This is a genomic window from Mycolicibacterium alvei (assembly GCF_010727325.1).
In the GTDB taxonomy this organism is placed as follows: Bacteria; Actinomycetota; Actinomycetes; order Mycobacteriales; family Mycobacteriaceae; genus Mycobacterium; species Mycobacterium alvei.
Map to the genome: position 1 here is coordinate 1703940 of NZ_AP022565.1, position 26535 is coordinate 1730474.

23 protein-coding genes are annotated in these 26535 nt (G+C 65.5%); 10 read left to right on the top strand and 13 right to left on the bottom strand.

Going from position 1 to position 26535, the window contains the following annotated elements:
- Positions 1 to 17: 17 nt before the first annotated feature.
- Positions 18 to 989 (bottom strand): alpha/beta fold hydrolase, encoded by a 972-nt coding sequence (locus tag G6N44_RS08170; RefSeq protein WP_163662841.1) that lies wholly within the window; start codon positions 987 to 989, stop codon positions 18 to 20.
- A gap of 197 nt (positions 990 to 1186) precedes the next feature.
- On the opposite strand from G6N44_RS08170, the gene G6N44_RS08175 reads away from it, so the two are divergent.
- Complete coding sequence (locus G6N44_RS08175; RefSeq protein ID WP_163662844.1) at positions 1187 to 2470, top strand: amidohydrolase family protein; 1284 nt, start codon at positions 1187 to 1189, stop codon at positions 2468 to 2470.
- Positions 2471 to 2540: 70 nt separating this feature from the next.
- On the opposite strand, the gene G6N44_RS08180 is transcribed toward G6N44_RS08175, so the two are convergent.
- Both G6N44_RS08180 and G6N44_RS08185 read right to left on the bottom strand, forming a co-directional pair.
- Complete coding sequence (locus G6N44_RS08180; RefSeq protein ID WP_163662847.1) at positions 2541 to 3770, bottom strand: cytochrome P450; 1230 nt, start codon at positions 3768 to 3770, stop codon at positions 2541 to 2543.
- Complete coding sequence (locus G6N44_RS08185; RefSeq protein ID WP_163662850.1) at positions 3767 to 4822, bottom strand: LLM class F420-dependent oxidoreductase; 1056 nt, start codon at positions 4820 to 4822, stop codon at positions 3767 to 3769. Before G6N44_RS08185 ends, G6N44_RS08180 begins: the two co-directional genes overlap by 4 nt.
- A gap of 158 nt (positions 4823 to 4980) precedes the next feature.
- Between G6N44_RS08185 and G6N44_RS08190 the strand changes: the two genes are divergently transcribed.
- Positions 4981 to 6477 carry an acyl-CoA carboxylase subunit beta gene (locus tag G6N44_RS08190; RefSeq protein ID WP_163662853.1) on the top strand — a complete coding sequence of 499 codons (1497 nt, stop codon included), beginning with the start codon at positions 4981 to 4983 and terminating at the stop codon, positions 6475 to 6477.
- Positions 6478 to 6481: 4 nt separating this feature from the next.
- Here the strand turns inward: G6N44_RS08190 and G6N44_RS08195 are convergent, their stop codons facing one another.
- From G6N44_RS08195 to G6N44_RS08205, 3 genes are read right to left on the bottom strand one after another with little or no spacing between them, the layout of a single operon-like run.
- Complete coding sequence (locus tag G6N44_RS08195; RefSeq protein ID WP_163662856.1) at positions 6482 to 7546, bottom strand: TIGR03857 family LLM class F420-dependent oxidoreductase; 1065 nt, start codon at positions 7544 to 7546, stop codon at positions 6482 to 6484.
- A complete protein-coding gene (locus G6N44_RS08200; RefSeq protein ID WP_163662859.1) occupies positions 7543 to 7914 on the bottom strand; it encodes a nuclear transport factor 2 family protein in 372 nt (123 codons plus the stop codon). Before G6N44_RS08200 ends, G6N44_RS08195 begins: the two co-directional genes overlap by 4 nt.
- Positions 7911 to 8957: a phosphotransferase gene (locus tag G6N44_RS08205; protein ID WP_163662862.1), complete on the bottom strand. Its 1047-nt coding sequence runs from the start codon at positions 8955 to 8957 to the stop codon at positions 7911 to 7913. The genes G6N44_RS08200 and G6N44_RS08205 overlap by 4 nt, the downstream gene beginning before the upstream one ends.
- Positions 8958 to 9025: 68 nt before the next feature.
- Between G6N44_RS08205 and G6N44_RS08210 the strand changes: the two genes are divergently transcribed.
- A complete protein-coding gene (locus G6N44_RS08210) occupies positions 9026 to 9634 on the top strand; it encodes a TetR/AcrR family transcriptional regulator (protein WP_163662867.1) in 609 nt (202 codons plus the stop codon).
- On the opposite strand, the gene G6N44_RS08215 is transcribed toward G6N44_RS08210, so the two are convergent.
- Genes G6N44_RS08215 through G6N44_RS08225 form a run of 3 tightly spaced genes read right to left on the bottom strand, consistent with a single transcriptional unit; the run spans position 9617 to position 13327 of the window.
- Complete coding sequence (locus G6N44_RS08215) at positions 9617 to 10663, bottom strand: alpha/beta fold hydrolase (RefSeq protein ID WP_179964555.1); 1047 nt, start codon at positions 10661 to 10663, stop codon at positions 9617 to 9619. The genes G6N44_RS08210 and G6N44_RS08215 overlap by 18 nt on opposite strands.
- Before the next feature lie 31 nt (positions 10664 to 10694).
- Positions 10695 to 12311 (bottom strand): flavin-containing monooxygenase, encoded by a 1617-nt coding sequence (locus G6N44_RS08220; protein ID WP_163662869.1) that lies wholly within the window; start codon positions 12309 to 12311, stop codon positions 10695 to 10697.
- Positions 12308 to 13327, bottom strand: coding sequence for an NAD-dependent epimerase/dehydratase family protein (locus tag G6N44_RS08225; protein WP_163662872.1), 1020 nt, complete (start codon positions 13325 to 13327; stop codon positions 12308 to 12310). The genes G6N44_RS08220 and G6N44_RS08225 overlap by 4 nt, the downstream gene beginning before the upstream one ends.
- A 78-nt stretch (positions 13328 to 13405) precedes the next feature.
- Between G6N44_RS08225 and G6N44_RS08230 the strand changes: the two genes are divergently transcribed.
- On the top strand, positions 13406 to 14347 hold the full coding sequence (locus tag G6N44_RS08230) for an LLM class F420-dependent oxidoreductase (RefSeq protein ID WP_163662874.1): 942 nt from the start codon (positions 13406 to 13408) through the stop codon (positions 14345 to 14347).
- Between the two features lie 62 nt (positions 14348 to 14409).
- Here the strand turns inward: G6N44_RS08230 and G6N44_RS08235 are convergent, their stop codons facing one another.
- Positions 14410 to 14844 carry a nuclear transport factor 2 family protein gene (locus G6N44_RS08235; protein WP_163662878.1) on the bottom strand — a complete coding sequence of 145 codons (435 nt, stop codon included), beginning with the start codon at positions 14842 to 14844 and terminating at the stop codon, positions 14410 to 14412.
- Positions 14845 to 14986: 142 nt separating this feature from the next.
- On the opposite strand from G6N44_RS08235, the gene G6N44_RS08240 reads away from it, so the two are divergent.
- Genes G6N44_RS08240 through G6N44_RS08250 form a run of 3 tightly spaced genes read left to right on the top strand, consistent with a single transcriptional unit; the run spans position 14987 to position 18290 of the window.
- Positions 14987 to 16003, top strand: coding sequence for a Rieske 2Fe-2S domain-containing protein (locus G6N44_RS08240; RefSeq protein ID WP_163662881.1), 1017 nt, complete (start codon positions 14987 to 14989; stop codon positions 16001 to 16003).
- Positions 16000 to 16617, top strand: a complete 618-nt coding sequence (locus G6N44_RS08245) for a cysteine hydrolase family protein (protein ID WP_163662884.1) — start codon at positions 16000 to 16002, stop codon at positions 16615 to 16617. Before G6N44_RS08240 ends, G6N44_RS08245 begins: the two co-directional genes overlap by 4 nt.
- A gap of 20 nt (positions 16618 to 16637) precedes the next feature.
- Entirely contained in the window at positions 16638 to 18290 is a 1653-nt protein-coding gene (locus G6N44_RS08250) for a medium-chain acyl-CoA ligase Mig (RefSeq protein ID WP_163662887.1), read from the top strand.
- On the opposite strand, the gene G6N44_RS08255 is transcribed toward G6N44_RS08250, so the two are convergent.
- Entirely contained in the window at positions 18274 to 19761 is a 1488-nt protein-coding gene (locus G6N44_RS08255) for an aldehyde dehydrogenase family protein (protein ID WP_163669726.1), read from the bottom strand. The two genes, G6N44_RS08250 and G6N44_RS08255, sit on opposite strands and share 17 nt — an antisense overlap.
- Positions 19762 to 19921: 160 nt before the next feature.
- Between G6N44_RS08255 and G6N44_RS08260 the strand changes: the two genes are divergently transcribed.
- The 3 genes from G6N44_RS08260 (at position 19922) to G6N44_RS08270 (ending at position 22740) form a co-directional block, all read left to right on the top strand.
- Positions 19922 to 20707: an SDR family oxidoreductase gene (locus G6N44_RS08260; protein ID WP_163662890.1), complete on the top strand. Its 786-nt coding sequence runs from the start codon at positions 19922 to 19924 to the stop codon at positions 20705 to 20707.
- A gap of 89 nt (positions 20708 to 20796) precedes the next feature.
- Complete coding sequence (locus tag G6N44_RS08265) at positions 20797 to 22029, top strand: cytochrome P450 (protein ID WP_163662893.1); 1233 nt, start codon at positions 20797 to 20799, stop codon at positions 22027 to 22029.
- Between the two features lie 12 nt (positions 22030 to 22041).
- A complete protein-coding gene (locus G6N44_RS08270; protein WP_163662896.1) occupies positions 22042 to 22740 on the top strand; it encodes a TetR/AcrR family transcriptional regulator in 699 nt (232 codons plus the stop codon).
- Positions 22741 to 22763: 23 nt separating this feature from the next.
- On the opposite strand, the gene G6N44_RS08275 is transcribed toward G6N44_RS08270, so the two are convergent.
- The gene (locus G6N44_RS08275; protein ID WP_276039134.1) at positions 22764 to 24224 is read right to left on the bottom strand and encodes an aldehyde dehydrogenase family protein; all 1461 of its coding nucleotides are present in this window, start codon (positions 24222 to 24224) and stop codon (positions 22764 to 22766) included.
- 106 nt (positions 24225 to 24330) lie between these two features.
- Positions 24331 to 26451, bottom strand: coding sequence for a molybdopterin-containing oxidoreductase family protein (locus G6N44_RS08280; protein WP_235683060.1), 2121 nt, complete (start codon positions 26449 to 26451; stop codon positions 24331 to 24333).
- Between the last annotated feature and the right edge of the window lie 84 nt (positions 26452 to 26535).

Sequence of the window (26535 nt, forward strand, 5' to 3'; positions counted from 1 at the left end):
GCGGCATCACATCGCGGTCAGTACACCAGCACGGCGCTGTCGGGCTTTCCGTCGAGCGAATCGATGTCAAGGTCGGTGCCATTCGCGGTGAGCCGGATGATCTGCGCCAGCTGCTGCGGATTGTCGTTCTGTGGGTAGTGGTCCGCCGTCGGCAGTAACCAGTAATGGTTACGACCGGGCTTGTCACGCAGGTGTTCGGTCCAAACATGGTTGGCCACGCGGACCGGGGCGATGTTGTCGTGAAGTCCCCACACCAGAGTGGTGTTCACCGAGCTGGCCGCGAGCGCCTCGAGCCACTCGCTCTCCCCTTTCGCGCGCTCGTTCAGATACTGAATGGTGTCCGGGAGGACGCGAATCTGATCGTTGTAGGCGAAAGTCTTGGCCAGCGCGAGGATTTCCGGGTCGTCGGCGGCGCGAGGAGGCATGAACGTTCCCATTCCAAGCCCCGCTGCCAACATCTCCGGGGTGACCGCCTCCGCGGTGGCACGCCCGCTCTGTGGGTCCAGGATCGCCTTTTGGAAGTCCGTCAGATTCGCCAGCGGCAGGTACACGTTGCCATTGGTGATGATCAGATTGTCCGGTGCCGCACCGCCGGTATCGGACATCATGCCAAGGGCGATGAGGCCGACACTGTCCCCGCGATCGTGGGTGAGCATGGTGTAGCTGCTGAGCTGCCAGATTTCAGTGATCGCGTGCTCAAGCAACCGGGCATCGTCGAACAGTGAATACACATACGGTGCGGATGGCTTCTCCGACAATCCGTAACCGGGGAAGTCCAGTAGGAAAATGTCGAAGTCGCTGAGTTCCTTTGTCAAGGCGAAGAAATCGATGCTCGATGTCGGGAATCCGTGCACGAAGACCAGCGCGGGTGCACCCACCGTGCCGTGGCGGTGCGCAGCGATGCGAACCGTGCGGCCCTCGTTGGCCGGCGTAGTCGATCGCCAGTGGATATCGGTTGCACCGCGGAGCCACTCGTCGAAGATGTCCATCCACGATCCCCTTCACCCGATGTCGCGGTTGCCCGGCCGCCACCTCCACGCACCGGCCCGTCGCCTACGAACACCAGGGTAGAGGGCTTTCGAGGGCGAACCGGTGCAGATACATCGATCCAACCCCGGGTCAACCGGCCGCTGCCGGGGATATACTGTGAGCCATACCGTAAGGCAGTCGTGAATGGAGCGCGTTCGTGAATAAAGACGACATGATCCTGATCAGCGTGGACGATCACATCGTCGAACCACCTGACATGTTCAAGAACCACCTGCCCAAGAAATATGCCGACGAGGCACCGCGGCTGGTGCACAATCCGGACGGCAGCGACACGTGGCAGTTCCGCGACATCGTGATCCCCAATGTCGCGCTCAACGCCGTCGCCGGCCGACCCAAGGAGGAGTACGGCCTGGAACCCCAGGGCCTCGACGAGATCCGCAAGGGCTGTTACAACGTCGATGAGCGCGTCAAGGACATGAACGCCGGCGGCATTCTCGGCTCGATCTGCTTCCCGTCTTTCCCCGGTTTCGCCGGTCGCCTGTTCGCGACCGAGGATCCCGAATTCTCGCTGGCACTGGTGCAGGCTTACAACGACTGGCACATCGATGAGTGGTGCGGCGCCTACCCGGCCCGCTTCATCCCGATGGCGATTCCGGTGATCTGGGACGCCGAGGCGTGCGCCGCCGAGGTGCGCCGGGTGTCGAAGAAGGGCGTGCACGCCCTGACCTTCACCGAGAATCCGGCCGCGATGGGCTACCCGAGCTTCCACGACGACTACTGGACCCCGCTGTGGAAGGCCTTGTGCGACACCAACACCGTGCTCAACGTGCACATCGGGTCGTCGGGCAAGCTGGCCATCACCGCCCCCGACGCGCCGCTGGACGTGATGATCACCCTGCAGCCGATGAACATCGTGCAGGCGGCCGCGGACCTGTTGTGGTCCAAGCCGATCAAGGACTATCCGGATCTGAAGATCGGGCTTTCCGAGGGCGGCACCGGCTGGATTCCCTACTTCCTGGAACGCGCGGACCGCACCTACGAGATGCATTCCACCTGGACCAAGCAGGACTTCGGCGGCAAGGTCCCCAGCGAGGTGTTCCGCGAACACTTCCTGACCTGCTTCATCTCAGACCCGGTCGGGGTGACCCTGCGCAACAAGATCGGCATCGACAACATCTGCTGGGAAGCCGACTACCCGCACAGCGACTCGATGTGGCCCGGCGCCCCCGAGGAACTGTGGGACGTGCTGACCGAGAACAACGTTCCTGATGACGAGATCAACAAGATGACGTACGAGAACGCCATGCGCTGGTACTCGTTCGACCCGTTCACCCACATCGCGCGCGAGCAGGCGACGGTCGGAGCGCTACGCAAAGCCGCTGAGGGCCATGATGTTTCGATCCAGGCACTGAGCCATCACGAGCAGGGCACCCGCGGTGATGCACTGCATGCCGCGGCGAAGGCCAACTCAGGCGAGTAGGCACCAACGCCCAGTGTGACGCAGGGGTCGTTGCCAGCGCGACGGAACGACCCCTGCGTCACACTCGCGTTCAGCGCACGGTGTAGCGCACCGGCAGGTGCTTGAGTCCGCCGACGAACGTCGTCGCGGTGTGCGCGGGTGAGCCGGCCAGCTCGATCGAATCCAGCCGCGGCACAAGCTCACTGAAGAAGCTGTTGATCTCCATCCGGGCCAGCGCGGCGCCCAGACAGAAGTGCACGCCGTAACCGAACGCCACATGTTTGTTGGGATCGCGGCCCACGTCGAACCGGAACGGATCTTCGAATTCCTCCTCGTCCCGGTTGCCGGACGGGTAGGCCAGCAGGACAGACTCCCCCGCCGCGATGGGAGTGCCACGCACGGTGGTGTCGACCGCAGCGGTACGCATGAACGCCTTCACCGGTGTCACCCAGCGGATCATCTCGTCGGTGGCCGTGCCCATGAGTCCGGGGTCGGCCCGCAAGCGTTCGAGCTGATCGGGGTTCTGCATCAGTGCGAGCATGCCGCCGGAGATCGTGGCACTCGTCGTGTCATGACCCGCGGCCGCCACAATCGCGTAGTAGGACACCGTCTCGATGTCGTTGAGGGGCTCACCGTCGATGCGGGCGTTGGCGATTGCCGAGGCCAGGTCGTCGGTGGGGTTCTCCCGCCGTGCGGCGGTCAGCGCGGTGAAGTACTGGAACATCTCGATCAGCGCGGACATCGAGTCTCCGGCGTCGCGCTGGTATTCGTCGTCGTCGCTGCCGAACAGTTCCTGCGTGAGCTTCAGCATCAACGGGAAGTCCGCCTCGGGAACCCCGAGCAGGGACATGATCACGTACAGCGGGTAGTTGACCGCGACCTCCTGCACGAAGTCGCATTCGCCACCGGCCTCCAGCAATTTGTCCACATGGATCTTCGCCAGTTGGTCGACGCGAACCTTCAACGCCCGCATGGCCTTCGGGCGGAACCAGTCCGCTCCGATGGCCCTCATCACGCGGTGTTCCGGGTCATCCATGTGGATCAGGGTTCGCACCCCCACCGCAGCCTGGTTGTCGTCGTTCTCACTCGTCATCAGCACGGGGCGGGGCGAGTTGGTGAACACGTCGTTGGCCCGTTCGATCGCCATGATGTCGGCGTACTTGGTAATCGCCCAGAACGGCTTGTAGCCGGGCACCTCGACCCACGAGACCGGGGCGTTCGCCCGTAGGTGGGTCAGGGCCGCATGGAATGACGTCTCGTCTGCGTACGCAGATGGGGTGGCGAACATCTTGGCGACGTCGTCGATGGTGCGGACGGTCATACGTTGCTCCTCACTGGCGGGCACTCACGAAATTCCTGTAGCACCGCGTTGACGGTTTCCGGGGAAACCGCGGCGGGAAAGCCGGGCAGTACGCGGTCGATGACGCCGTCGCAGCGGCGCCGCAGCGCGGCGGCCAATTCGGGGACCGGGGCCACCACGGCGAAGGCGTCGAGCACGTCGTCGTCGATGAGCTCGCCCATCGCGTCCCACTGGGCGTCCAGCGACAGCCGGTGCAGTTCGGTGTGCAGATCACCCCAGCCGTGTAGCTCCAGGACTTTGCGGTAGGCCGGTGTCGAGCCGTAGAACGCGAGCTGTTTGCGGGTCGCGACCGATGCCGCGGCCATCTCCTGCTCGTCGGCGCCGGTCACGATGAATACCGGGCAGGACAACTCGAAGTCGGCGCGATCACGCCCGCTTCGGTCCATCCCGCGCTGCAGTGCCTGCGTGGTCACCTCGTCCAGATAGCGCCGCGTGGTGAACGCGTGGGCAAGCAGTCCATCGGCTACCTCACCGGCTACCTCGGTCATCAATTCGCCCACCGCCGCCAGGAACACCTTCGGGAACGGAAGCGTCGACGGCTCCGGGGTGAACATCGGCGTCATGATCTTGTGGGTGTAGAACTCACCCTCGAACCGCAGCTTGGTGCCGTCGCGCCAACAGCTCCAAATCGACTGCAGCGCTTCGATGTACTCGCGCATCCGGCGGGCCGGATGACTCCACGGCATGCTGAAGCGCTTCTCGATGTGCGGCTGGATCTGGGTGCCCAGCCCGAGGATGAAACGTCCGCCCGAGTAGGTCTGCAGATCCCAGCCCAGCTGGGCCATCGTCATCGGATTGCGGGCGAAGGCCACGGCGATGCTGGTGCCGATCTGCATCCGCTCGGTGTGCTCGGCCGCGATCGCCAAGGGTAGGAACGGGTCGTGGTTGATCTCGCCGGTCCAGCATCCGTCGTAGCCGTGCGCCTCGAGCTCCCGTGCGATGGCCGGCACTTCGGCAAGTCTGCTGGGAATGCCGCGGTCGATCTTGACGGCACGAGGAGCCGGGTCGCCCATCAGCGGCTCAACCCTTTGCCAGCTTCGTCGATCACGCGCAACCCACCCACCTGATCGAAGCTACAGTAAGCAATTCAGTATGGTCAACGGCGGTAGGCTTGAACACCCGATGACGGACGCTCGACACGTGAGGACAGTGGCATGACAAGGACGCCCGCATGACGAACGACCCGGAGTGGAAGGAAACGCTCGAGGATCTCGCTCGCCGGCGTGAGCACACGTTCGGGATGGGTGGTCCCGAACGAGTGGCCAAGCATCACGGCAAGGGCAAGCTCGATGCCCGGGCGCGGGTCGCACGACTGCTGGATCCCGGCACGTTTCAGGAATTCGGGACGCTCGTCGGGGGCGACATCGCCGCTGACGGCCTCATCGCGGGAGCGGGCCGCATCGACGGCACACCGGTGATGGTGGGCGCCGAGGATTTCACCACACTGGCCGGCAGCATCGGCCCGGGCGGCAACGCCAAACGGTATCGGCTCGCCGAGTTGGCCCTACGCAACAAGATCCCGCTGGTGATGTTGTTGGAAGGTGCGGGTTTTCGCCCCAGCGGTGAGCACTACGGACGGACACCGACCGACCTGATCGCCCAAGCGCGATGTTCGGGAAAGGTGCCCACGATATCGGCGATCCTCGGCCCGTCCGCCGGCCACGGCGCCCTGGTGGCTCCGGTGTGCGACTTCAGCATCATGAGCCATCAGGGGGCGATCTTCACCGCCGGGCCACCGGTGGTGAAAGAGTCCACCGGCGAGGATATTTCGAAGGAGGATCTCGGCGGTCCGACCGTGGCCCTGGCCAGCGGAGTGATTCACAACTACGCCGAGGACGACGAGACCGTCATCGACGATATCCGCCGTTACCTGTCCTACTTTCCGTCCAGCGCCTGGTCGTATCCGCCGACCCGGCTTGCCGACGACACCGCGGACCCGAGGCTCACCCCGGAGATTCTCGACATCGTGTCCCGCGACAACCGCCAGATCTACGACATGCGCGCGGTGATCGACGAGATCTTCGACCGGCCCGACTGGTTCGAGGTGCAACCGAAATTCGGGCGGGCGATCATCTGCGCCCTGGCTCACCTTGGCGGCTATCCGGTCGCGGTGGTGGCCAATCAACCACAGGTGACGGCCGGTTCGATCGACGCCGACGCCGCCGACAAGGCAGCGCATTTCATCTCCGTGGCCGACTCGTTCCACTTACCGATCGTGTTCCTCGCCGACAATCCCGGCATGCTGCCGGGCAGCCGGTCCGAGCGTAGCGGTGTATTACGCAGCGGGGCACGCATGTTCGCCGCTCAGACCGCGGCCACCACCCTCAAACTGCACGTGACGCTGCGCAAGGCCTTCGGCTTCGGCTCGATGGTGATGTCGCTGCTGGGTTTTGACGATCAGGTCGCGACGTTCGCCTATCCCGGGGCGACGATGGGCGCGATGGGTGCGGCCGCACTCAGCGCCGCCACCCATGCCGGTGAGGACTACACCGAGGTGCTCAAGCGCATGGAACTCGAGGCGTCCTTCCGGTCGGCGGGCCATCTCGGTTTCGACGAGCTCATCTCGCCCGAGGAAACCCGCAATGCGCTTCTGGTCACCTTGCAGCACGGCATCTTCAGCCGCCAGGCGGTCGCCGAACCGGTGTCCCGCACCCTGATCATGCCCTGACCGGCTACTTCCCGGTTCCAGCCGGCGACCGGGTGGCCCGGTACTCGGTGACGATCGGCTCGAGTTCGTCGGGGGTGGCGCCGTGCATGATCACCGCATCGGCTCCGTAGTCGAACTCCTGGCGGATGCGGTCCACACACTGGCTCGCCGATCCGGTGGCCGACGGTTCCAGCCATTCGTCGGGGATGAGGGTGGCGATGTGTTCGATCTGTTCGGCGCTGGCCTTGTGATCGATGCCGCCCGGAATCGAGGTGACGACAGAGTCCTCCCGGAATCGTTGCAGCACAGCCGGATCCCAATTGTTGGTCTTCACCAGCAGATCGCCATAGCCCTGTAGATAGGTGGCCAGGCGGGCCACGGTCTTCTTCAGTCGCAGTTCCTCGGGCAGGTGATCGCCGACGGTGGCGAAGCAGGACCACACCCGCACGCTGTCAGGGTCGCGGCCGGCCTGCTCGGCGGCGTCTTTGACGGTCTTGACCGCACGCTGCAGTGTCTCCGGGGTGAAATAGGTGTGCAGGATGACGTCGTCGAACTCCCGCCCACCCAGGGCCAGGGTCTGCGGGCCGAAGGCCACGATCGCCAGGCGGATGTCCTCGTTGAAGTCGGGGTCCAGGAACAGCACCTGATACTTGCCGAGCGGTCCGTCGTGGTTGAAGACCACCTCGCCGTGCCACAGCTTGCGCATGACCTGCGCGAAATCCTCCATCTGCGCGGTGGTCACCGCGGGTACCCCGAACGCGTTGTACATGGCGGCGACGCCGCGGCCGATGCCCAGCGTGAATCGGCCCCGGGACAGTCGGTGCATCGTGGTGGCCCACGATCCGGTGATCAGCGGGTGGCGGGTGTTGTGATTGGTGGCCGCCGTGGCGATCTGCATGCGCTCGGTCACCGCGCAGGCCGCCCCGACGAGCGAGGATGCTTCCTTGACGTTCCACCGCTCGGAGATGAATGCGGTACCGAAACCGAGTTCCTCGCCGCGGCGGGCCTCGTCCATCAGCGTGGCCGGACCTTCACCGCCGGCACCCGCCAGTAGGTAGTAGCCAAGCTCATCGAGAACTACTTCGCTCATACCCAAACTCCTTGTTTGTAGCCACAATTCCATACTTCGGTGATGCGTCCGTCGATGACGCGAAAGATCTCCATGCTGCTGACCGTCATCGAGTTGCCGTCGGTGAACGTCATCGGCGACTCGTACACGATCGTGACGAGTTCCCCGTCGTCGCCGGCAACAACGAGCTTGAGGTCGAAGCGGACGGTCTCGAACATCGCCCAGTGGTCGACCACCCGGGCGACGGCTTCGTCGTGAGTCAGCACCGTCACCTCCCCTACGTCGTGACGGGTGACGGTGTCCCCCAGTAACTCTTCGGCGAGCGAGAAGTCCTTCTCGTTCCAGACCACCAGGTTGTAGAGCTCCACCACTTCACGCGCGGTTCTCATGAAAGCTCCTCCAGGGCATTGATGTCTTCGATCGCCGCGACCGCGCGGTCGATGAGCGTCAGACATAGCTGCCGGGACCGCTCCGGTGCGACGTCCCAGGTGAGCAAGGCGACCACCGGCATGTACAGCAGCAGCGCGGTCGCGAGACGGTAATGCCGCCAGGCCTCCTCGAACGGGTACCCGTCGACCTGGCCGACATATTCGCGCAGCAGGCCCTCGTCGTGGCCGCGGCGCACCTCGGTGGGCAGACCTTGACTGACCAGATACGCGATATCGGCCGCACCCGCACCGCGAACCGTCAACTGGAAGTCCACCACCTTCAGCGCCTCATTGCGGAAGAACATGTTGTCGGCCCGGATATCTCCGTGCAGCAACATATTCCGCTCTGAAAGCGCGGCAAGGGCGGCGGGTGCGAGATCGGCGAACCGCTCGGCGAACGCGGCGACCGCCGAGGGTAGCGGCTGGCGGGTGTGGTCTCGGTAGAGCTGCCACCCAGGAGCGAAAGCGGGCAGGAACAGGTCCCGGGTCAACGAGCTGTCGATGCTCGGGAATTCCCGCAGTACAGCATCGTCCACGCCTGCCGACCAGGTGTGCAGGCCGGCCAACTGTTCGATACAGAGCCGGGCACGCGGAAGCGACAGTCCGGCCAGATGATCGGCGTTCTCCCAGTCCCGCAGGTCTTCGAGCACGAGCACGAAGTCGGACCCGGAGTTCCGCGCGACATGGCAGCGCGGCGTGGCAATAGGCGCATCCGGCGCGATATGCCGGTAGAAGTACAGCTCGCGGTCATAACCCCCGAGCATCTCCATCCCGCCCCGAGCCAGTGAATCGGCGGGGAGTTTGACGATCAAAGTCTCTGGAGCATCATCGGATCCAGTCAGCTGGATCCGATACAGCGCCGCGGAGAAACCGGTATCCAACGCGATCCGCTCGGCCCGTACCGCACTCACCGGCACACCCAGCGCCTCCGTCAACCACGCCGCGGTGACGTCATCGATGCCCGTGGGTACCGGCCCGGAAAAGGGCGCTGCGACCGATGTCATCTTCGACCTCCGCACAGAAATTTGACGCAGAACAACTAAGTTAGTTGTCGGCAATCTAATATGCAAGGGTGCCTTCCCCAGCTCAGGGCCTCACCCAGCCGGAGCGCGTCGAGCAGTCCTCGCTCCGGCTGCTGCAGGCTGCCGCTGAGTTGATCGTCGAAAAGGGCTGGGAAGCAACGACTGCCGCTGAGATCGGCCGGCGAGCCGGGTACAGCCGGGCCATGGTGCACGCCCGCTACGGCAGCAAGGATGCCGTCCTCGACGCCTTCCAGGACAGGTACGTGGCGCGACTGAACCCCGACCCCGAACCGGCCGCCACCGGAATGCAGCAGGTACTCGCACATTTCGAACGCGTGCAGGAGATTCACGCCGAGGATCCCGCGGTGACCAGGGCCATGTTCGTGTCGGCATTCGAGGCGGTGAAGACCACCTCGCCACTGCGCGACAGCGTGCGCGCGCAGTTGGCCGGTGCTGCCGTCAAGGTCGAGGCCGGGCTCCGCACGGGCATCGCCGACGGTTCCCTGCGACCCGATATCGATGTCGACATGGCACTGCGGGACATCACCGGATCCATCTTCGGTATCGCCTTCCAGTGGGTGGTCCTACCCGAGGACCACGATCTCGACCACGAGATCAACTGTGTGCGAGCCCGGATCACGTCAAGCTACGGTCGTTAGGAACCGCCCGGTCACCTGCTGCACCGCACCGGAGAACAGCTGCCCGACATGGCTGCCGTCGTGCCAGTAGAGTTCGCCGCCCCATTGCTCGTGCATGGCCAAGGCCGAACTGCGCATCGCCATCCGGTCATGCCACGCACCGACGATGAGACGCCGGTCGGCATGCGGCCGGCTATGCAGCGGGTCGATCACCGAGGTCATCGCCGCCACGGTGGCCGACTGTAGATCTCGCGCGGATTGCTGTCCCGCTGATCCCCAGCGGCCCAGGTGCATACCGATCATCGTGTTGAGTCCGAGAATTGGGGTGTAGAGCGCCACCGCGTCGGCCCGAGCGTCCAGATGCGACACCAGCGCCGCCACCGCGCTGCCCAGTGACAGACCGGCGACCGCGATCGATGATGCCTGTGGTTCCAGCCAGCCGATCAGGGCTCGCACCTCCGACACCGCCCGCATCATCCCGGCCACGTTGGCCAGCGGATCGCGCGCGGGATACTCCGGCCAGGAACTGCGCCGTGGCCCGTGTCCGGGCTGCACCGGCAACGCCACGTTGAACCCGAGGTCCCGCAACTGCCGCACCCGGGCCACCAGTAGATCCATCGGATCGCCCTGGCCGGCACCATGTACCCAGATCAGCCAGGGACGCCCATGATCGCCGCAGCGATACAGCCGCACGCGGCCGGTAGCCACCCCGCCGTGACCGTCGGCCAGGACCGAGGCAGGCAGTGTGGGCTCGTGGTCGAATACCAGTTCCTCGAAGGTGAGCGCTCCGAACCGGCGCGGCCGGATGTGCTTGACCTGCAGGGGATCCGGGCTGTGATGCGCACCGTCGATACCGAGTGCGCCTAGTTCGCCGGCGGCCCGCTCATAGTCGCTCAGCGGTCGCGGCAACTGCGGGGGCGGCCCGGTCAGCGTCATCCCGGTGACGACCAGTTCATCGAGGGCCACCTCGCCCAACTGGCGCAGACCATCGATCGACAATGCGTTCCAGTCTCCGGACCCGGTCAGCGCCCCGACTGAGCGGGGCAGCACGCCTCCGAGCTCCCAGACGATCTGGGCCCCCCTACGCAACGGTGAATCCGGTGTATCCGTCAGCGGCGATCTCGTCACAGCGGCGACGGTATTCGGGGATACCCGCGGTGTACCCCAGGTACATCCGCTTCTTGCCGGGCACGTTGCCGCCGTTGTACCAGGAGTTGCAGCTCGGGTGGACCAGCACGGTCGGCGCTACCAGCGCGGTGGTGTGCTCGACCCATTCGTCCTGCGCCTGCGACGTCGCCTCGATACAGCGGTGCCCCCCAGCCCTCAGATAGGCGATGCAGTCCGCGATCCATTCCACGTGCTGCTCCAGTGCGGCCACGAAATTGGATGCCGCCGAGGGACTCCCCGGCCCCTGGATGGTGAACAGGTTCGGGAAGCCGGCCACCGCCAGCCCCAGGTAGGACAGTGCGCCCTCCTTGGCCCAGTACTCCCCCAGTACCAAGCCACCCCGGCCGCGCACGTCGATCCGACTCAACGCGCCGGTCATGGCATCGAAGCCGGTGGCGTACACGATCACGTCGAGATCGAAATCGCCTTGTTCCGTGGAAATCCCGGTCTCCGTCACCGCACGGATCGCACCCTTGCGTAGATCGACGAGGGTGACGTTGTCGCGGTTGAACGTCTCGTAATAGCCCTGGTCGATGATCGGCCGCTTGCACGCGAACGGGTGACTGGGCGTCAACGAGGCCGCCGTCTGCGGATCGCTGACGATGCGGGCCAGTGCCTGTCCGTACAGCTCGGTGGCCATCCGGTTGGCGTCGATGTCGAAGAAGATGTCGCCCCAGTTGAGTGCGCCCATGACGCCGTGCTCCTCGACCGCGCGCTGCTTGTCCTCGGGCGTAGCCGATTTCACCGGCGGCCGCACCAACATGTCCAGCAGTACCGAGAACGCACTGAGCCGGGCCGCCCCGACCGGATGTTCCCGCTGCGCGGCGCGGATCTGCGGGTAGTCGGCCTTGAGTGCGTCCAGTTCACCCGGTTCGAAGGCACGAATCTGCCAGGGCAGGGTGAACGCCGGAGACCGTTGGAACACCGTCAGTTGTTCGGCCTCCCGAGCGACGACGGGGATCAGTTGCACTCCGGTGGAACCGGTGCCGATCACCCCGACCCGCTTGCCGGTGAGGTCGACACCCTCATGCGGCCACCGGCTGGTGAACAGCGACGTGCCGGTGAAGCAGTTCATTCCGGGTATGTCGGGTTCCAGTGGCACCGAGAGGATTCCGGTGGCCGCGACCACGAAAGGTGTATGCAGCGTCTGCCCGTCGGCGGTGTCGATCGCCCACAGCGCAGTGTCCTCGTCGAAGGTCATCGCCACGACCTCGGTACCGAACTCGATGTCGCGACGCAGATCGAGCCGGTCGGCGACGAAGTTCAGATACGCCTCGATCTCGGGCTGAGCCGGCATCGTCTCCGTCCAGACCCACTCCTGCTGAATCTCATCGCTGAAGCTGTAGGAGTATTCGATGCTCTCGATGTCACAGCGTGCACCCGGATAGCGGTTGACCAGCCACGTGCCGCCGACGGCATCGGCCTTTTCCAGAACCCGCACCCGCAGGCCCTGCTCCCGCAGCCGATGCAGTGCGTACAAGCCGGAAAACCCGGCTCCGACGACGATCGCGTCCCAGTCTGCGGCACTCACAGGTCGATGACCTTCTCGTCGCGGCTTTTACGCTCGACGTAGAACTGTGCTGCCCGGCCGATCGATTCGGCGGTCGGCGCTGGTTTCCACCCCAGGTCGCGGGTCGCCTTGCCGTGGTCGGCCGGCGACGTGAGCCACAGCAATCTGGCGGAAGTGAGGTTCATCGGCTGCTCGGTGCCGAACAGCCGGTTCGACATACCGACCAGCCAGCCGAAGGCATATACCAATGCCATCGGCACCCCGAACCGCGGTGGCCGAGCGCCGACGGCCTCGGCAGCGGCGGTGAACATCTCACGTTGTGTCATATAGCTTTCGGACACGATGTAGCGCTCACCGATCCGTCCGTGTTCGGCTGCCAGCACGAGTGCCTCTGCCGCATCGTCGATTCCGACCACCTCGGCGCCGACGCCGCGGATGTAGACCGGTGTCTTGCCGAATGCCGCCATCGCGATGAGTGCCCCCTGCCGCGGATTCCAATCCGGCGGCCCGTACGGGTTGGACACGCACATCGCCACGGCGGGCAGGCCACGTTCCCTGGCGTAGGACAGCACCAGGTCTTCGGCCTGGCGCCGGGATTCGATGTACGGCCCGCCTTTGCCGGCCCAGTTGAACGGGGTGTCCTCATCGACGGAGGCGCCGTCGTCGCCGACCGCGATGGTTCCGATGGTGGACAGGAAGACAAAGCGCTGCAGGTCGAACTTCACGGCCACGTCGAGTACGTTGCGCAGGCCCTCGACATTGGTGGAGAACAGTGGCGTCGGGTCAGCCAGGTGGGCGCGGGTGTCGACAACGCAGTAGAACACCACGTCCCGGTCGGCCATCGCCGCCGCCACCGCATCGGTGTCGAAAATGTCCCCGTAACAGCGTTCGACGTCGAGTCCGTCAATGCCCTTGGTCGAGCTGCTGCGGCGCAGCAGTACCCGCACGTCGTCTCCCCGCTCGACGAGTTGGCGGGTGACACAGGCTCCCACGTTTCCGCTTGCGCCCATCACGAGTACTTTTCGTCGGCGATCCATCCCTGCTCCATCCCGTCTGACGACCAACGATGGATGCTACGGTAATGCTTACAGTATCGGGCCGAAACCGGGAGATCGATGAAGTACACCCTGGAATATCCCAGTGAACTGCCCACCGCGCCTGACGATTTTCTGCAGCCCGAGACCATCCGCGCGGTCGCCACCCAGGCCGAGGCCGCGGGCTTCTCGGCGATCGCGTTGAGCGAGCACCCGGCCCCGTCGGTCAAGTGGCGGAACAACGGCGGCCACAACACCCTCGACCCGATCGCCGCGCTGAGCTTCATGGCGGCAGCCACCACGCACATCCGGTTGATGACCAATCTGTACGTGCTCCCCTTCCGCAATCCGTACCTGTCGGCCAAGGCGCTGGGCAGTCTGGATCTGGTTTCCGGTGGCAGGCTCATCGCGGGCGTCGGAGCGGGCTACCTGCGATCCGAATTCTCGGCGGTGGGCGTGCACATCGACCGCCGCGCCGAACTCCTCGACGAGGCCTTGACGGCACTACGTTCCATTTGGACCGACCCCGAAACACCTTTTACCGGTATCGATTTCGAGGCCTTCGGCCGGGTCCATCTGCAACACCCGGTCCAGCGGCCCCATCCGCCGATCTGGATCGGCGGGAACGGCGCGGCCGCGATCCGGCGCGTGGTCGGCCACGGCAACGGGTGGATGCCGATCATCGCCGCGGCAGACATGGCATCGACGATGCGCACCGCCGCCATCGAGAACACCGAACAGTTCGGCGCCGCCGTGCAGCGCCTGCGCGATCGACTCGCCGACGCCGGCCGGGACCCGTCGACCGTCGATATCCAGGTGGTGTGCCCGCCCGTCGACCTCGATGACGACGCGTCGCTGCGGCGTGCCCGCGACACCCTCGCCGAACTGGCGGGCCACGGCGCCACCTGGGCGGTCGTGCATGTCGACGGCAGCAGTCCACAGGCCGCGCTCGACTACATCAGGACGTTCGGCGAAGTGATGGATCTTGTCGCAGGGCAAGGTATCTCAGAATCACGCTGGTAGCGCTGCGGCGGTGATCGACGCGATATTTCGCCACAGCGTTACGCGCGCGGCAGCTCACCTGGCTAGGCGGTCGTGAACTTCAACAGGGTCCGGGTCAGGTGCAGGCTGGTGATCCGCCATGTGCCGTCACGCTTTTCGTATGTTTCGTGGTAATGGCCCGCCCCGTGCAACTCACCGCCGTCGGGGAAGAACAACATGTCCTCCATGGCCCAGATACCTGTCGCGGTGGTGTCGGAGGTCAGCATGATCTCCGGGGTGTGGCAGTGGTGCACCGTCGCAGCATGCTCGACACCGCCCCAGACCACCGGGAAGAACTCGTCGAAGCCATTCAGCGGCGGAGCCGTCTGCGGGTCGGCGCCACCGGTCGAGACGGCCATGTCGAGCGTCACCACGACCTCGTCGACGAACAGCGCCCGCCAGGCATCGATGTCCTTGGTGTCCAGAAACCGGCAGTACCGCGCCTTGAGCTGTTTGATCGCTTCGATGTCGTCGGACAACGGATCACCTCCCGGTCGGCTGCGGAGCACTATACGGTAGGTGCCTCAGTTGGCGGAACCCTGCACTCTTCCTATACAGAAATAGCTACTGTAATGTCTTCCGTACGTATTGCGAGAGCAGAGAAACGGGAGGGCAGCGGGCATGAAGGTGCCGTTCACCTGGAAGGTCACCGGCTGGTTCATGATCGGCTGGTCGGCCGAGTACGAAGTCGGCGATGTCAAGGCGCTCAAGTACTTCGGCGAAGATCTCGCCGCCTACCGCGACGAGTCCGGCGACCTGCATGTGCTGGAAGCGCACTGCAAGCACCTGGGCGCCCACATCGGCCACGGCGGCAAGGTGGTCGACGACTGCATCGAGTGCCCGTTCCACGGCTGGCGCTGGAACGGTGCCGGCAGCAACACCTACATCCCCTATCAGCCCGACAAGCCCAACCGTGGCCTACGGCTGCGCTCCTACCCGGTCAAGGAGCAGTACGGCTGCATCTTCATGTGGCATCACCCCACCGGCTCCGAACCGCAATGGGAACTGCCCGACATCTTCGGCAAGTTCCCGCAGTTCGAAACCGATCCGGATGCCTACTACCGGCCCTACCCGGAATTCTCCAGCCGCGCGGACAAGATCCACGTACATCCGCAGATCGTGGCCGAAAATGCCCCCGACAGTTCACATTTCCGATACGTGCACGGCGCCACCGTGACGCCGATCTGCCTGGACTGGGAAGGAGTCGACGAGGAATGGCGATTCGTCACCGGTTGGCCCGATGTCCGCAGTGACGACCCGGACAAGATGGCACTGCGCATTCACAGCCACTACTCGGGACTCGGGTTCGCGATGAGTGCGTTCGAGGGTTCCTCCAACCACCGCCTGATCTTCGCCTGCACACCGGTCGACGACGAGGTATCGGACATGTTCTATTCGATCTGGTGGCCCAAACTGCCCGGCGAAACCTCTGATATTCCACCCCAGCAGGTACGGGACAAGGTAGAGAAGCAATTCCTCAAGACGGTGTGGGAAGACTGCGACATCTGGGAGTACCAGAAGTACATCGAGCATCCACCGCTGGCCAAGGTCGACGCTAAACACTATATGGCCCTGCGTAAATGGGCTACCAGGTTCTACGAGGTACCTCCCGTCGACAGTGCCGCCGCCAACGTATGAAGATCGATCTGACCGAACTGGTCGCCCCCGAGCACACCGCCATCGTCACCCAGGAATGCCAAGGCGCGGTGGTCGGTCCCGACGCCGGACTGGCCGCACTGGCCGACGAGGCCCGACGCGTTGCGCTGCCCAACATCGCCAGGCTGCTGCCGGTCGCCCGGGACGCCTCAGCCCGGGTGGTGCACTGCCTGGTCCAGCGGCGCCCGGACGGGCTGGGTTCCAACCACAACGCCAAGATCTTCGCCATCGGCCGCAACGACGTCGGCATCCTGCCCGGCAGCCCCGGAGCCACGCTACTGCCCGAGTTCGGCCCGGAACCAAGCGATCTCGTGCTGTCGCGCTGGCACGGACTGGGCCCGATGGGCGGCACCGATCTGGATCCGATCCTGCGCAACCTCGGGGTGACCACCATCGTCGCCGTCGGTGTCTCGGTGAATCTGGCGATCACGAACCTGGTGATGGACGCGGTCAACGCCGGGTACCGGGTGGTGCTGCCCCGCGACGCGGTGGCCGGCATTCCGACGGCCTACGCCGATGCGGTCATCGACAACACGCTGTCCCTGCTGGCCACCATCACCACCACCGATCATCTGCTGCACGCCTGGCAGCGCTGACCGCCCAAGAGGAGAAACCCGTGCAGTTCACCGTTCCGGCCGTCGCCGACGCCGTCGCCGCCGCCCTCGGCGACCGCCCACTGATCGTCCAAGGCGACCGGCGTTATACCTACCGCCAGATCGTGGACCGGTCGAATCGGCTGGCGGCGTATCTGCATTCGCGCGGACTGGGCGCCCAGACCGAACGCGGTGAACTCGCCGGCCACGAGGTGGGTCAGGACCTGCTGGGCATCTACGCCTACAACGGCCCCGAGTTCGTCGAATCCCTGCTCGGCGCCTTCCGTGCCCGCGTCGCCCCGTTCAACGTCAACTACCGCTACGTCAAGAACGAATTGCAGTATCTGCTCACCGATTCCGGCGCATCAGCACTCGTGTATCACGCCGCCTTCGCACCACGGGTGGCCGAGATTCGCGACGACCTTCCCGATCTGCGGGTCCTGATCCAGATCGCCGACGAGTCCGGCAATGAACTGCTCGACGGTGCCGTGGATTACGAGAGCATCGTCGGAACCGATGTCGCCCCGCCGCCGGTCGAACCCTCTCCCGATGACCTCTACGTGCTCTACACCGGCGGCACGACCGGCATGCCGAAGGGCGTGTTGTGGCGCCAGCACGACATCTTCATGACCGCGTTCGGTGGGCGCAACATGGTGACCGGCGAGAAGGCGCAGTCCGTCGAGGAGATCGTCGGGCGTGCGGTCGACAATCCGGGCACCAGGCTGATGATCCTGCCGCCGCTGATCCACGGCGCGGCACAGTGGGCCGCGATGACGGCGATCAGCACCGGTCAAACCCTGGTATTTCCCGCCGTGGTGGACCGTTTCGATGCCGACGACGTGGTCCGCACCATCGAACGCGAACAGGTACTGGTGGCCACGGTGGTGGGTGACGCCATGGCACGCCCGCTGCTGGATGCGATCAAGACAGGAGCTGCGGACGTGTCCTCGCTGTCGGTCGTCGCCAACGGAGGCGCGCAGCTGACCCCCTACGTCAAACAGCAACTCATCGATGCCAAGGCCAACCTGATCGTCGTCGACGGGGTCGGATCGTCGGAGACCGGCGCCCAGATGAGCCACATGTCGGCACCGGGTGCGGTGTCGACGGGAACGTTCAACGCCGGCCCCGATACCTGCGTGGTCACCGAGGATTTCACCGCCGTCCTGCCCGCCGGCCACGAGGGGCTGGGCTGGCTGGCACAGCGGGGGTTCGTGCCGCTGGGCTACAAGGGCGATGCCGCCAAGACCGCGGCGACGTTCCCGGTGATCGACGGCGTGCGCTATGCGACGCCGGGTGACCGGGCCCGCCACCTGGACGGCGGAGCCATCGAACTCCTCGGCCGTGATTCTGTGACCATCAACTCCGGCGGCGAGAAGATCTTCGCCGAGGAGGTCGAATCCGCGATCGCCTCACATCCCGCGGTGCGGGACGTGGTGGTCACCGGCCGGCCCAGTGAACGCTGGGGGCAGGAAGTGGTGGCTGTCGTTGCGTTGAGCGAGGACGCGCTCGCCGACAACACTATTGCGGCCGACGAGCTCATCCGGCACGCCGAATCCTCGATCGCCCGCTACAAGCTGCCCAAGGCGGTGGTGTTCCGCCCGGTCATCGAGCGCAGCCCGGCCGGCAAGGCCGATTACCGGTGGGCCCGCGAGCAGGCGCTCAGCGAAACTTCTTGAGTCTGGCGGCTGTTCGGCTGCGGGCCCGTCGCAGACTGAGGTCCGCGCTGACCCGCATCGCCGCACTGAACGGCCGGGCGGCCTGGCCGGTGACGCTGAACGGCAAGTCGGTGCCGACCACGGTGCGGTAGTGGCTGAACGCATCGAAACCGGCCTTCCCGTGGTAAGCGCCGGTCCCGCTGCGCCCAACGCCACCGAACGGGGCCTCGGACGGGATCATGTGCGCGGCAAAGTCATTGCGGGCCACGCCACCACTGCGGGTATGGCCGACGAAGTGCCGGAAATCGGCATCGTCGGGCCCGAACCAGTACGCCACCAACGGCGACGGGTTGGCGTTGATGTGCTCGATCGCCTCGGTGAGTCTTGAGTAGCCGCGGACCGCGAGCACCGGTCCGAACACCTCTTCGCTCGCGATCTTCATCCGGTCGTCGACGTCGCGCACGATGGTCGGAGCGATCTTGCGCGAGCCCGGATCGGGCAGGATCTCCCCCGCAGGCACGACCGAGTCGATCCGGGCCCCGTGCGCGCGGGCGTCGGCGATCAGGCCGACCACCCGGTCGAAATTGGCCTGGTTCACCGAGGAGCAGTAATCGGGATTGCCGAGGATGGTGGGAAACAGGTTGGTCAGGGTCTTGCGCGCCACCGCGACGAACCGGTCGACCTCGGCATCGGGCACGAAGACGTAGTCCGGACATACACACACCTGACCGCCATTGACCATGCGCGCCTGGGCGATTCGGCTCGCCGCCCGTTCGATGTCGGCACCGGGCGCCACCACCACCGGGTTCTTGCCACCCAGCTCCAACGTCACCGGAACCAGGTTGTCCGAGGCCGCACGCGCCACCAGGGCCCCGATCGAGGGTGAGCCGGTGAAGAACAGGTGGTCGAACGGTAGGCCGGCGAACTCGGCGGCGACATCCGGCCCACCGGTCACGACCTGCAACTCGGTCGGATCGAAGTACTTCGGCGCCGACGCCGCCATCAGTTCGGCGGTGCGCGGGGTGACCTCCGACATCTTGATCATCACCCGGTTGCCGGCAGCGAAGGCAGCTGCCGCGGGCAGCACTGTCAACTGGATCGGGAAGTTCCACGGACCGATCACGCCGATCACGCCGAGCGGGCTCGGCACTACTTCGGCGCGCAGCCCGGCGAATCGGGCCACCCGCATCAACTTCGTCGCACGCATCCATTGCGGCACATGCGCTCTGGTGTGCTCGATGACCGAGAGCATGCCGAGGATCTCGGCGAAGAAGGCCGCCGACCGCGACCGTGAACCGTAGTCGGCCGCGGTGGCAGCGACGAAGTCCTCGGAGTTGTCGAGGACCATCGCGAGCAGCCGGTCGATGCGGTTGCGGCGCAACGCGATATCCGGCGGACCGTCGGCGATGAATGACCGTCGCTGGGCGGCCAGCAGCTCGGCCGGCCCCTCGCGCTGGGGTTGGACCGCTGCCCGTTCCTCGATCGCGCTCATCGATTCCGCCCCCTCGTCAGGCACGCACCAGATACTTCCGGAGGCCCCCTCCGGTAAGGCTCACGGTAGCACTATCGAGGAGGTCTGAAGCTGATTGTCCGACCGGCCCGAATTGTTTACAGTCATCCTTACTGTCGTTCATTCAGTGAGAGGTTGGGGCATGTCGGAAGCCGCACGCAGGATCGTCGTCGTCGGAGCCGGATCCGGGATCGGGGCGGCCACCGCGGCGCACTTCTTCGAGCGGGGCGACCACGTACTCGCGGTCGACCTGCGCCCAGGCGACACCCCGGCATCCGAGCACGCCACCTGCGACCTCCGGGACCCCGCTGATATCGCCCGACTGTTGAGTGAGATCGGTGACGGCTGGGACCTGCTCGCACATGTCGCAGGCGTTCCGGGGACCGCGCCGGCCGCCGACGTTCTCAAGGTCAACTATCTCGGCATGCGATTGATGGCCGAGGGCATGCTGCCCCTGCTGCGCCACGGCGGGTCGATCGTCACGGTGGCCTCGACCGCGGCGCTGGGCTGGCAGCAGCGCATCGACATCCTCGACGGCCTCCTCGAACTGACCGACGGTGACGCGGTGGCCCAGTGGCAGACCGGACAGGACCCGAATTTCCCGGTCTACACCACGTCCAAGCAGGCCGCGATCCTGTTCGTCAAACGGGTGGCGGGCCCGGCCTGGGCCAAGTACGGGGTGCGGGTCAACACCGTGAGCCCTGGCCCGGTCGAGACGCCCATCCTGACCGATTTCGAACAGACCATGGGCAAAGACGTGCTGGACCTGGTACGCGCCACGGTCGGCCGGCACGCCACCGTCGACGATGTGGTTCCGGTGATCGCCTTCCTGGCTTCCCCCGAGGCCCGTTGGATCAACGGTCAGGACATCCAGGTCGACGGCGGCTTCATCGCAGCGATGAGCAACGGGGCACCGATCCCACTCTGACCGTTCAGACCCGCGCAGATTCCGTTACTGTAATATTTACAGTAATATGCATCAATATGATCGGTCCGTTGCGAGTGGTGGGGTGAGCTGTGGATAGTCAAGTCCAGGATGTCGCTTCCGACGAAACTGCCGACGGCTCCGTCGTCGACACCGCCGCCCTACTCCGCGACCCCTACCCGATCTTCGCGCGGCACCGCGCCGAGCACGGTGTGTTCCGCGGCTCGGTGATGGACTGGTCGAAGACACCGGAATCGCTTCTGCCGGAACATCAATTCGCCGCCGTGTCCTTCGATGCGGTCAACACCGTGTTCCGGGACGGCAAGTCATTCAACTCGAAGATCTACGACAACACCATCGGACTGTTCATCGGCCCGACGATATTGGCCATGGAGGGCAAGACCCACCGCGACCACCGCAACCTGGTCTCGGCGGCCTTCAAGTCACGTTCACTGCAGCGCTGGGAGCCCGAGGTCGTTCGCCCGATCTGCGAGGCACTCGTCGACGAGTTCATCGAGGCCGGCAGCGCCGACCTGGTGCGCGACTTCACCTTCGAGTTCCCCACCCGGGTGATCTCCACGCTGCTCGGCCTACCCGAGGAAGACCTGCCGTGGTTCCGGCAGCGTGCCGTCGAACTGATCAGCTACACGGTGAAGTACAAGCGTGCATTCGAAGCCTCCGCAGCGCTCAAGGACTACTTCCTCGGCCAGATCGACCTGCGCCGGTCCAATCCCACCGAGGACATCATCGGTGATCTGGTCGCCGCGGAGATCGACGGCGAGAAGCTGACCGATGAGGCCATCTACTCGTTCCTGCGGCTGCTCCTGCCGGCCGGACTGGAGACCACCTACCGGTCCTCGGGAAACCTGATCTATCTGCTGCTCACCCACCCCGACCAGTTCGCCGCGGTGCAGGCCGACCACGAGCTGATCGGCCAGGCCATCGAGGAGGGGTTGCGTTACGAAACCCCGCTCACCACGGTGCAACGCTCGACCACCCAGGACGTCGAACTGGACGGCGTGGCACTGCCCGCCGGTGCGGTGATCGACGTCTGCATGGGATCGGCCAACCGCGACGAGAATCGCTGGGACCGGCCCGAGGAGTTTGACATCTTCCGGAAGCGGTTGCCGCACATCACGTTTGCCGCCGGTGAACATACCTGCATGGGGTTGCACCTGGCCCGGATGGAGACCCGGGTGGCGATGGAGAGCCTGCTGAGCCGGGTGCGAAACCTGACGCTGGTCACCGACGACGATCCGCACATCTTCGGTCAGCCGTTCCGCTCCCCCACCGCCGTCCCCGTCACTTTCGAACCGATCCGCTAGCGGGACGCTGTCATGGCCACGCCCGCACGCACCAACGGACGCCGGCGCCGCGAACGCGGATCCATCAGCATCGACGAAATCCTTTGTGGTGCTTTCGAAGTAGCCGGGCAGGAGTCGATCGACAACCTCAGCATGCCGCAGCTTGCCCGCCATCTCGACGTCGGGGTCACCAGTATCTACTGGTACTTCCGGCGCAAGGACGACCTGCTCGACGCGATGACCGAACAGGTCCTGCGCGAATACGACTTCAGCGTGCTGTCCATCGAGACCGGCAACTGGCGTGCATCCCTCCGCGCCCATGCCCACCGCATGCGGAAGGTGTTCACGGACAATCCGATCGTGTGCGATCTCATCCTGATCCGCGGCACCCGAGGGATTCCGGCGGCGCGCACCGCACTCGAGAAGATCGAACAACCCGTGGCCGCCCTGGTGGCAGCCGGCCTCACCGCCAAACAGGCATTCGACACCTACACGGCCATCTCGGTGCTGGTGCGCAGTTCGTCTGTGCTGCAGCGGCTGCAGAGCCGCACCGCCGAAGTCCAGTTCCCGCGGGAGTATTGGGAGCAGGTGCTCGACGCCGAGGCGATGCCGTTGATCGCCTCGATTCCCGGGCGGGGCTACCGGATCGGGATGGCCGACGACATCAACTTCGACCACATTCTCGACAGCATCCTCGATCGCGCTGCATCGTTCGCCACCGCACAGGGGTAAATCACCTCTGCCGAGCAGCAATCTCACTGCCGGGGCAGGCGCCAGCCGATGGTCTTGGTCTCGGTGTACTGTGCGAACCCCTCGATGCCGCACTGTCTTCCGACACCGCTGTTCTTGTATCCACCGAACGGGGCATCAGCGCCGTAGTACATGCCGCCGTTGACACCGATTGCGCCGGTCCTGATCCGCCGGGCGATCCCCATCGCCCGCTCGGACGACGCCGACATCACCGCACCGGCCAAGCCGAACGCACTGTCATTGGCGATCCGTACCGCTTCGTCATCATCGTCGAACGGGAGCATCACCAGCACCGGACCGAACACCTCGTCCTGGGCGATCGACGAGCCCGGATCGGCCCCCACGATCACGGTGGGTGCGACAAAGTGTCCATCTGCGAGATGCGCGGGCAACCCGTCGGGCACACCGCCGCCGACCACGACGTCGGCGCCGTCGCGGCGGGCACTCTCGATGGCATCGAGCACACGTTGCTTGGCCGCCGCGGTGATCAGCGGGCCGACCAGCGTGGTCGGCAATGCCGGATCACCCACCGGCACCGCGCCGAACGCCATCGTCACGTGGGCGACTGCCTCGTCGAACAGGCTGCGGTGCACCAGCATCCGGGTATTGGCCGCACACGCCTGCCCGGCGTGCACGCACGCCCCGATCGCACCGGGGATGATGTGGCCGGGCTTGGCGTCGTCGAGCACGATCATCGCCGACTTGCCGCCGAGTTCGAGGAAGGTGCGTTTCATGGTGTCCGCACCGACCCGCATCAGATGTCTGCCGACGGCTGTGGATCCGGTAAACGACACCATGTCGACGCGGGGGTCGGTGCCCAACTGTCCGGCCACCTCGTTGGACGGTGTCGGGACGACGTTGACGACGCCCGGCGGCAGGTCGGTGCGCTCGGCGATCAACCGGCCCAGCCGGGTGGCGTTCCACGGCGTGTTGGGATCGGGTTTGAGCACCACGGTGTTGCCTGCGGCCAGCGCCGGTCCGAGCTTGTTGAGGATCACCTCGATCGGGAAATTCGACGGGGTGATCGCGGCGACCACTCCGACCGCTTCCTTGACCACGGTGCGGGCGTTGCGCTCACCGAACAGCCCGCCGCCGTCGAGCGTGCGCTCCCATTCGAATTCGTCGATCAGCCGGGACGGATACCGCAGCGCGTCGGCCAGCGGCCAGTCCAGCTGGGCATTCTCCGTCGTCATCGCCGGGCAGCCCACCTCGGCGATCAATTCCTCACGCAGATCGTCTTTTTCGGATTCGATAGCCTCTTGCAACTGGGCCAGAACACGCTGCCGCAATCCGCGATTGGTGCTCCAGTCGGATTCGTCGAACGCGCGGCGGGCCGCTCCGATCGCTCGATCCATGTCCTGGGCACCGGCGGCCACCGTGGTTCCCAGCACCAGGCCCGTGGCCGGACTCAGATTCTCGAATTCCGCGCCGGACGCCGCGGCCACCAGCTCCCCGTCGATCAGCATCCGCTTCTCGGCCCGGCCGGCGGCGCGCCGCCCGATGTCCACACTGGTGACAGACTGGTCCACGACTTCGCTCACGCGCTCAACTGTAACACTTACAGTATAGAAGTCAGCAGGCTTCCACCTGCACCGGCACCCCCGTCAGCCAGGACATGCCGGCCAGCGCCTCGATATCGGCCGGATCGCTCGACATCAACTGGTTGACGTTGGCCCCACCCGCCTGATTGGCGATCCGCCAGCCGCCGTTCCCCCGGTGGCCCCAACCGTGCGGTATCGCGACGGTGCCGCGCACGATGTCATCGGTGAGCGACAGTGCGATGTCGATCTGACCGTAGGGCGAGCGCACCCGCACCGCGTCGCCGTCGGCGAGGTGACGGGCAGCAGCATCCTCGGTATGCATGAGTGCGCGGTGAATCCTCTTGCCGCGCATGAGCAACGGTGAATTGTGCAACCAGGAGTTCTCGGAGCGCGGTTCACGCATGCCGATCATGCGCAGCGGGTAACCGTCGGGCTCGGCTCGTCGCGACAGCGCGGTGATCTCGGAGGCGATGTCCTCGTGTTCGAGCCGGATCCGCCCCTTCGGGTACACCACGACCTCGCCGAGCACGCCGGTACGGATGTTCGGTGCCACCACCACACCGTGCGGATGCTCTTCGGCCAAGCGGCGGAACGTCAGCCCGCCGCGGCGCAACCCGAAACGGTCACCGCCGTCGGCCATCCGGATCATTCCGTCGATCACCGGCCGCGGGCTGAGCCGCTTCCCGCGTCGCGTCGCCCGCCTGGCCGCCATCCGCAGCGCGACGAAAACCGGTGTGCGAACCTTCATTCGGCTGATCAGGTCGACGACGATGTCCCATTCGGTGCGGGCCTGGCCGCGCGGGGCCACCACCGCATCGGTGACCTGACGGAAGGGGGTGGCCTGGAACATCTGGAACGTGACCGCGAAGTCGTCACGTTCGTACATCGTCGTCACGGGCAACACGTAGTCGCAGTGTGCGGTGGTCTCGTTGACGTAGAGGTCCAGGCCGACCGAAAGATCCAACGATTCCAGCGCATTTTCCATCTCGAGGCCGTTGGGGACCGACAGCACCGGATTCCCCGCGCCGATGAACATCGCCCTGACCTGCCGCCGACCGGGTGTCGTGATCTCCTTGGCCATGAACGCCGCGGGCTCGGCCCCGATGACCAACGGCAGGCCGCCGACCCGGGTGCGCTTGGTGCGATAGCTCCGGCGCAGCGAGGCGCCCATCGCCATCGATCCCCACCTCTGACCGGGGATACCCAGCGTGCTGAACACACTGCCGCCCGGGGTATCCAGGTTCCCGGCGACGAGATTGACCGCATCGAGCAGGTAGGTGGTCAGCGTGCCGTTGCGCCCGACGCAGGTGCCCAACCGGCCGTAGACCGCGGCCCGTTCGGTGGCGGCGAGATCGCGGGCCAACGCGCGCACGGTGTCCGGGTCGATGCCGGTGTGTTGTCGGGTCCGCTCCGGCGTGAACGGTGCGCACTGCTCTTGCAGCCAGTCCAGGCCCTCGGCCTGTGTCCGGGCCCGCGCACTGACCAGCCCCTCGGTGAACAGCACCTGCAGGATCGACATCAGCAGATACGCATCGGAATCCGGGATGATCCCGAGCCACTCGAACTGGGCGGCGGTTTCACTTCGCCGCGGATCGACCACCACGACCCGTCCACCGCGCTTCACGATGTCGTGCATGCGGTCCTTGATCCGCGGTGCGGTGAGGAAACTGCCGTGCGACACCACCGGATTCGCGCCGAGCATGACCAGCAGATCGGTACGCACCAGGTCCGGGATGGGCACCGGGAACGGTGCGCCGTAGAGGAACTGGTTGGCCAACAGCCGGCTGCTGGTGTCCTGGGTCGAGGAGCTGAAGAAATGGCTGTCGCCGCCGATACCCTTGGCGAACGCCATCGCGGCGAACAGGTGCGAGTAGCTGAAAGCCGCGGGGTTACCCATGTACCAGGCCAGAGCACCCGATCCGTGGCGGCGGTGGATCTCGGTGAGCCGGGCCGCGATGTCGTCGAGCGCTTCGTCCCAGCTCACCGGTTCAAAGCCGTCCGGAATCCGCTTCATCGGTCGGATGACCCGATCGGGATCGTTGACCACCTCGGTGAACGCGATGCCCTTCTGACAGGCGAATCCGGCCGACAGCGGATGGTCCTTGTCAGGCCGCAGGGCGGTCAGGCGGCCGTCCTCGATCGTGGCGATCATCCCGCACAGCGGCTCACAGATCCGGCAGAACGTGGACTTGGTGTCAGCCGCGGAGTCACCCTTGTGCTCGGTCACTTGGACTAC

What these genes read in the sequence shown, in the direction of transcription:
- G6N44_RS08170 (WP_163662841.1), bottom strand. Translation starts at nt 989, where the DNA reads ATGGACATCTTCGACGAGTGGCTCCGCGGTGCAACCGATATCCACTGG.
- G6N44_RS08180 (WP_163662847.1), bottom strand. Translation starts at nt 3,770, where the DNA reads ATGACCGTCCGCACCATCGACGACGTCGCCAAGATGTTCGCCACCCCA.
- G6N44_RS08185 (WP_163662850.1), bottom strand. Translation starts at nt 4,822, where the DNA reads ATGGGCGACCCGGCTCCTCGTGCCGTCAAGATCGACCGCGGCATTCCC.
- G6N44_RS08190 (WP_163662853.1), top strand. Translation starts at nt 4,981, where the DNA reads ATGACGAACGACCCGGAGTGGAAGGAAACGCTCGAGGATCTCGCTCGC.
- G6N44_RS08195 (WP_163662856.1), bottom strand. Translation starts at nt 7,546, where the DNA reads ATGAGCGAAGTAGTTCTCGATGAGCTTGGCTACTACCTACTGGCGGGT.
- G6N44_RS08200 (WP_163662859.1), bottom strand. Translation starts at nt 7,914, where the DNA reads ATGAGAACCGCGCGTGAAGTGGTGGAGCTCTACAACCTGGTGGTCTGG.
- G6N44_RS08205 (WP_163662862.1), bottom strand. Translation starts at nt 8,957, where the DNA reads ATGACATCGGTCGCAGCGCCCTTTTCCGGGCCGGTACCCACGGGCATC.
- G6N44_RS08225 (WP_163662872.1), bottom strand. Translation starts at nt 13,327, where the DNA reads ATGGATCGCCGACGAAAAGTACTCGTGATGGGCGCAAGCGGAAACGTG.
- G6N44_RS08230 (WP_163662874.1), top strand. Translation starts at nt 13,406, where the DNA reads ATGAAGTACACCCTGGAATATCCCAGTGAACTGCCCACCGCGCCTGAC.
- G6N44_RS08240 (WP_163662881.1), top strand. Translation starts at nt 14,987, where the DNA reads ATGAAGGTGCCGTTCACCTGGAAGGTCACCGGCTGGTTCATGATCGGC.
- G6N44_RS08245 (WP_163662884.1), top strand. Translation starts at nt 16,000, where the DNA reads ATGAAGATCGATCTGACCGAACTGGTCGCCCCCGAGCACACCGCCATC.
- G6N44_RS08255 (WP_163669726.1), bottom strand. Translation starts at nt 19,761, where the DNA reads ATGAGCGCGATCGAGGAACGGGCAGCGGTCCAACCCCAGCGCGAGGGG.
- G6N44_RS08260 (WP_163662890.1), top strand. Translation starts at nt 19,922, where the DNA reads ATGTCGGAAGCCGCACGCAGGATCGTCGTCGTCGGAGCCGGATCCGGG.
- G6N44_RS08270 (WP_163662896.1), top strand. Translation starts at nt 22,042, where the DNA reads ATGGCCACGCCCGCACGCACCAACGGACGCCGGCGCCGCGAACGCGGA.
- G6N44_RS08275 (WP_276039134.1), bottom strand. Translation starts at nt 24,224, where the DNA reads ATGCTGATCGACGGGGAGCTGGTGGCCGCGGCGTCCGGCGCGGAATTC.
- G6N44_RS08280 (WP_235683060.1), bottom strand. Translation starts at nt 26,451, where the DNA reads ATGATCGCCACGATCGAGGACGGCCGCCTGACCGCCCTGCGGCCTGAC.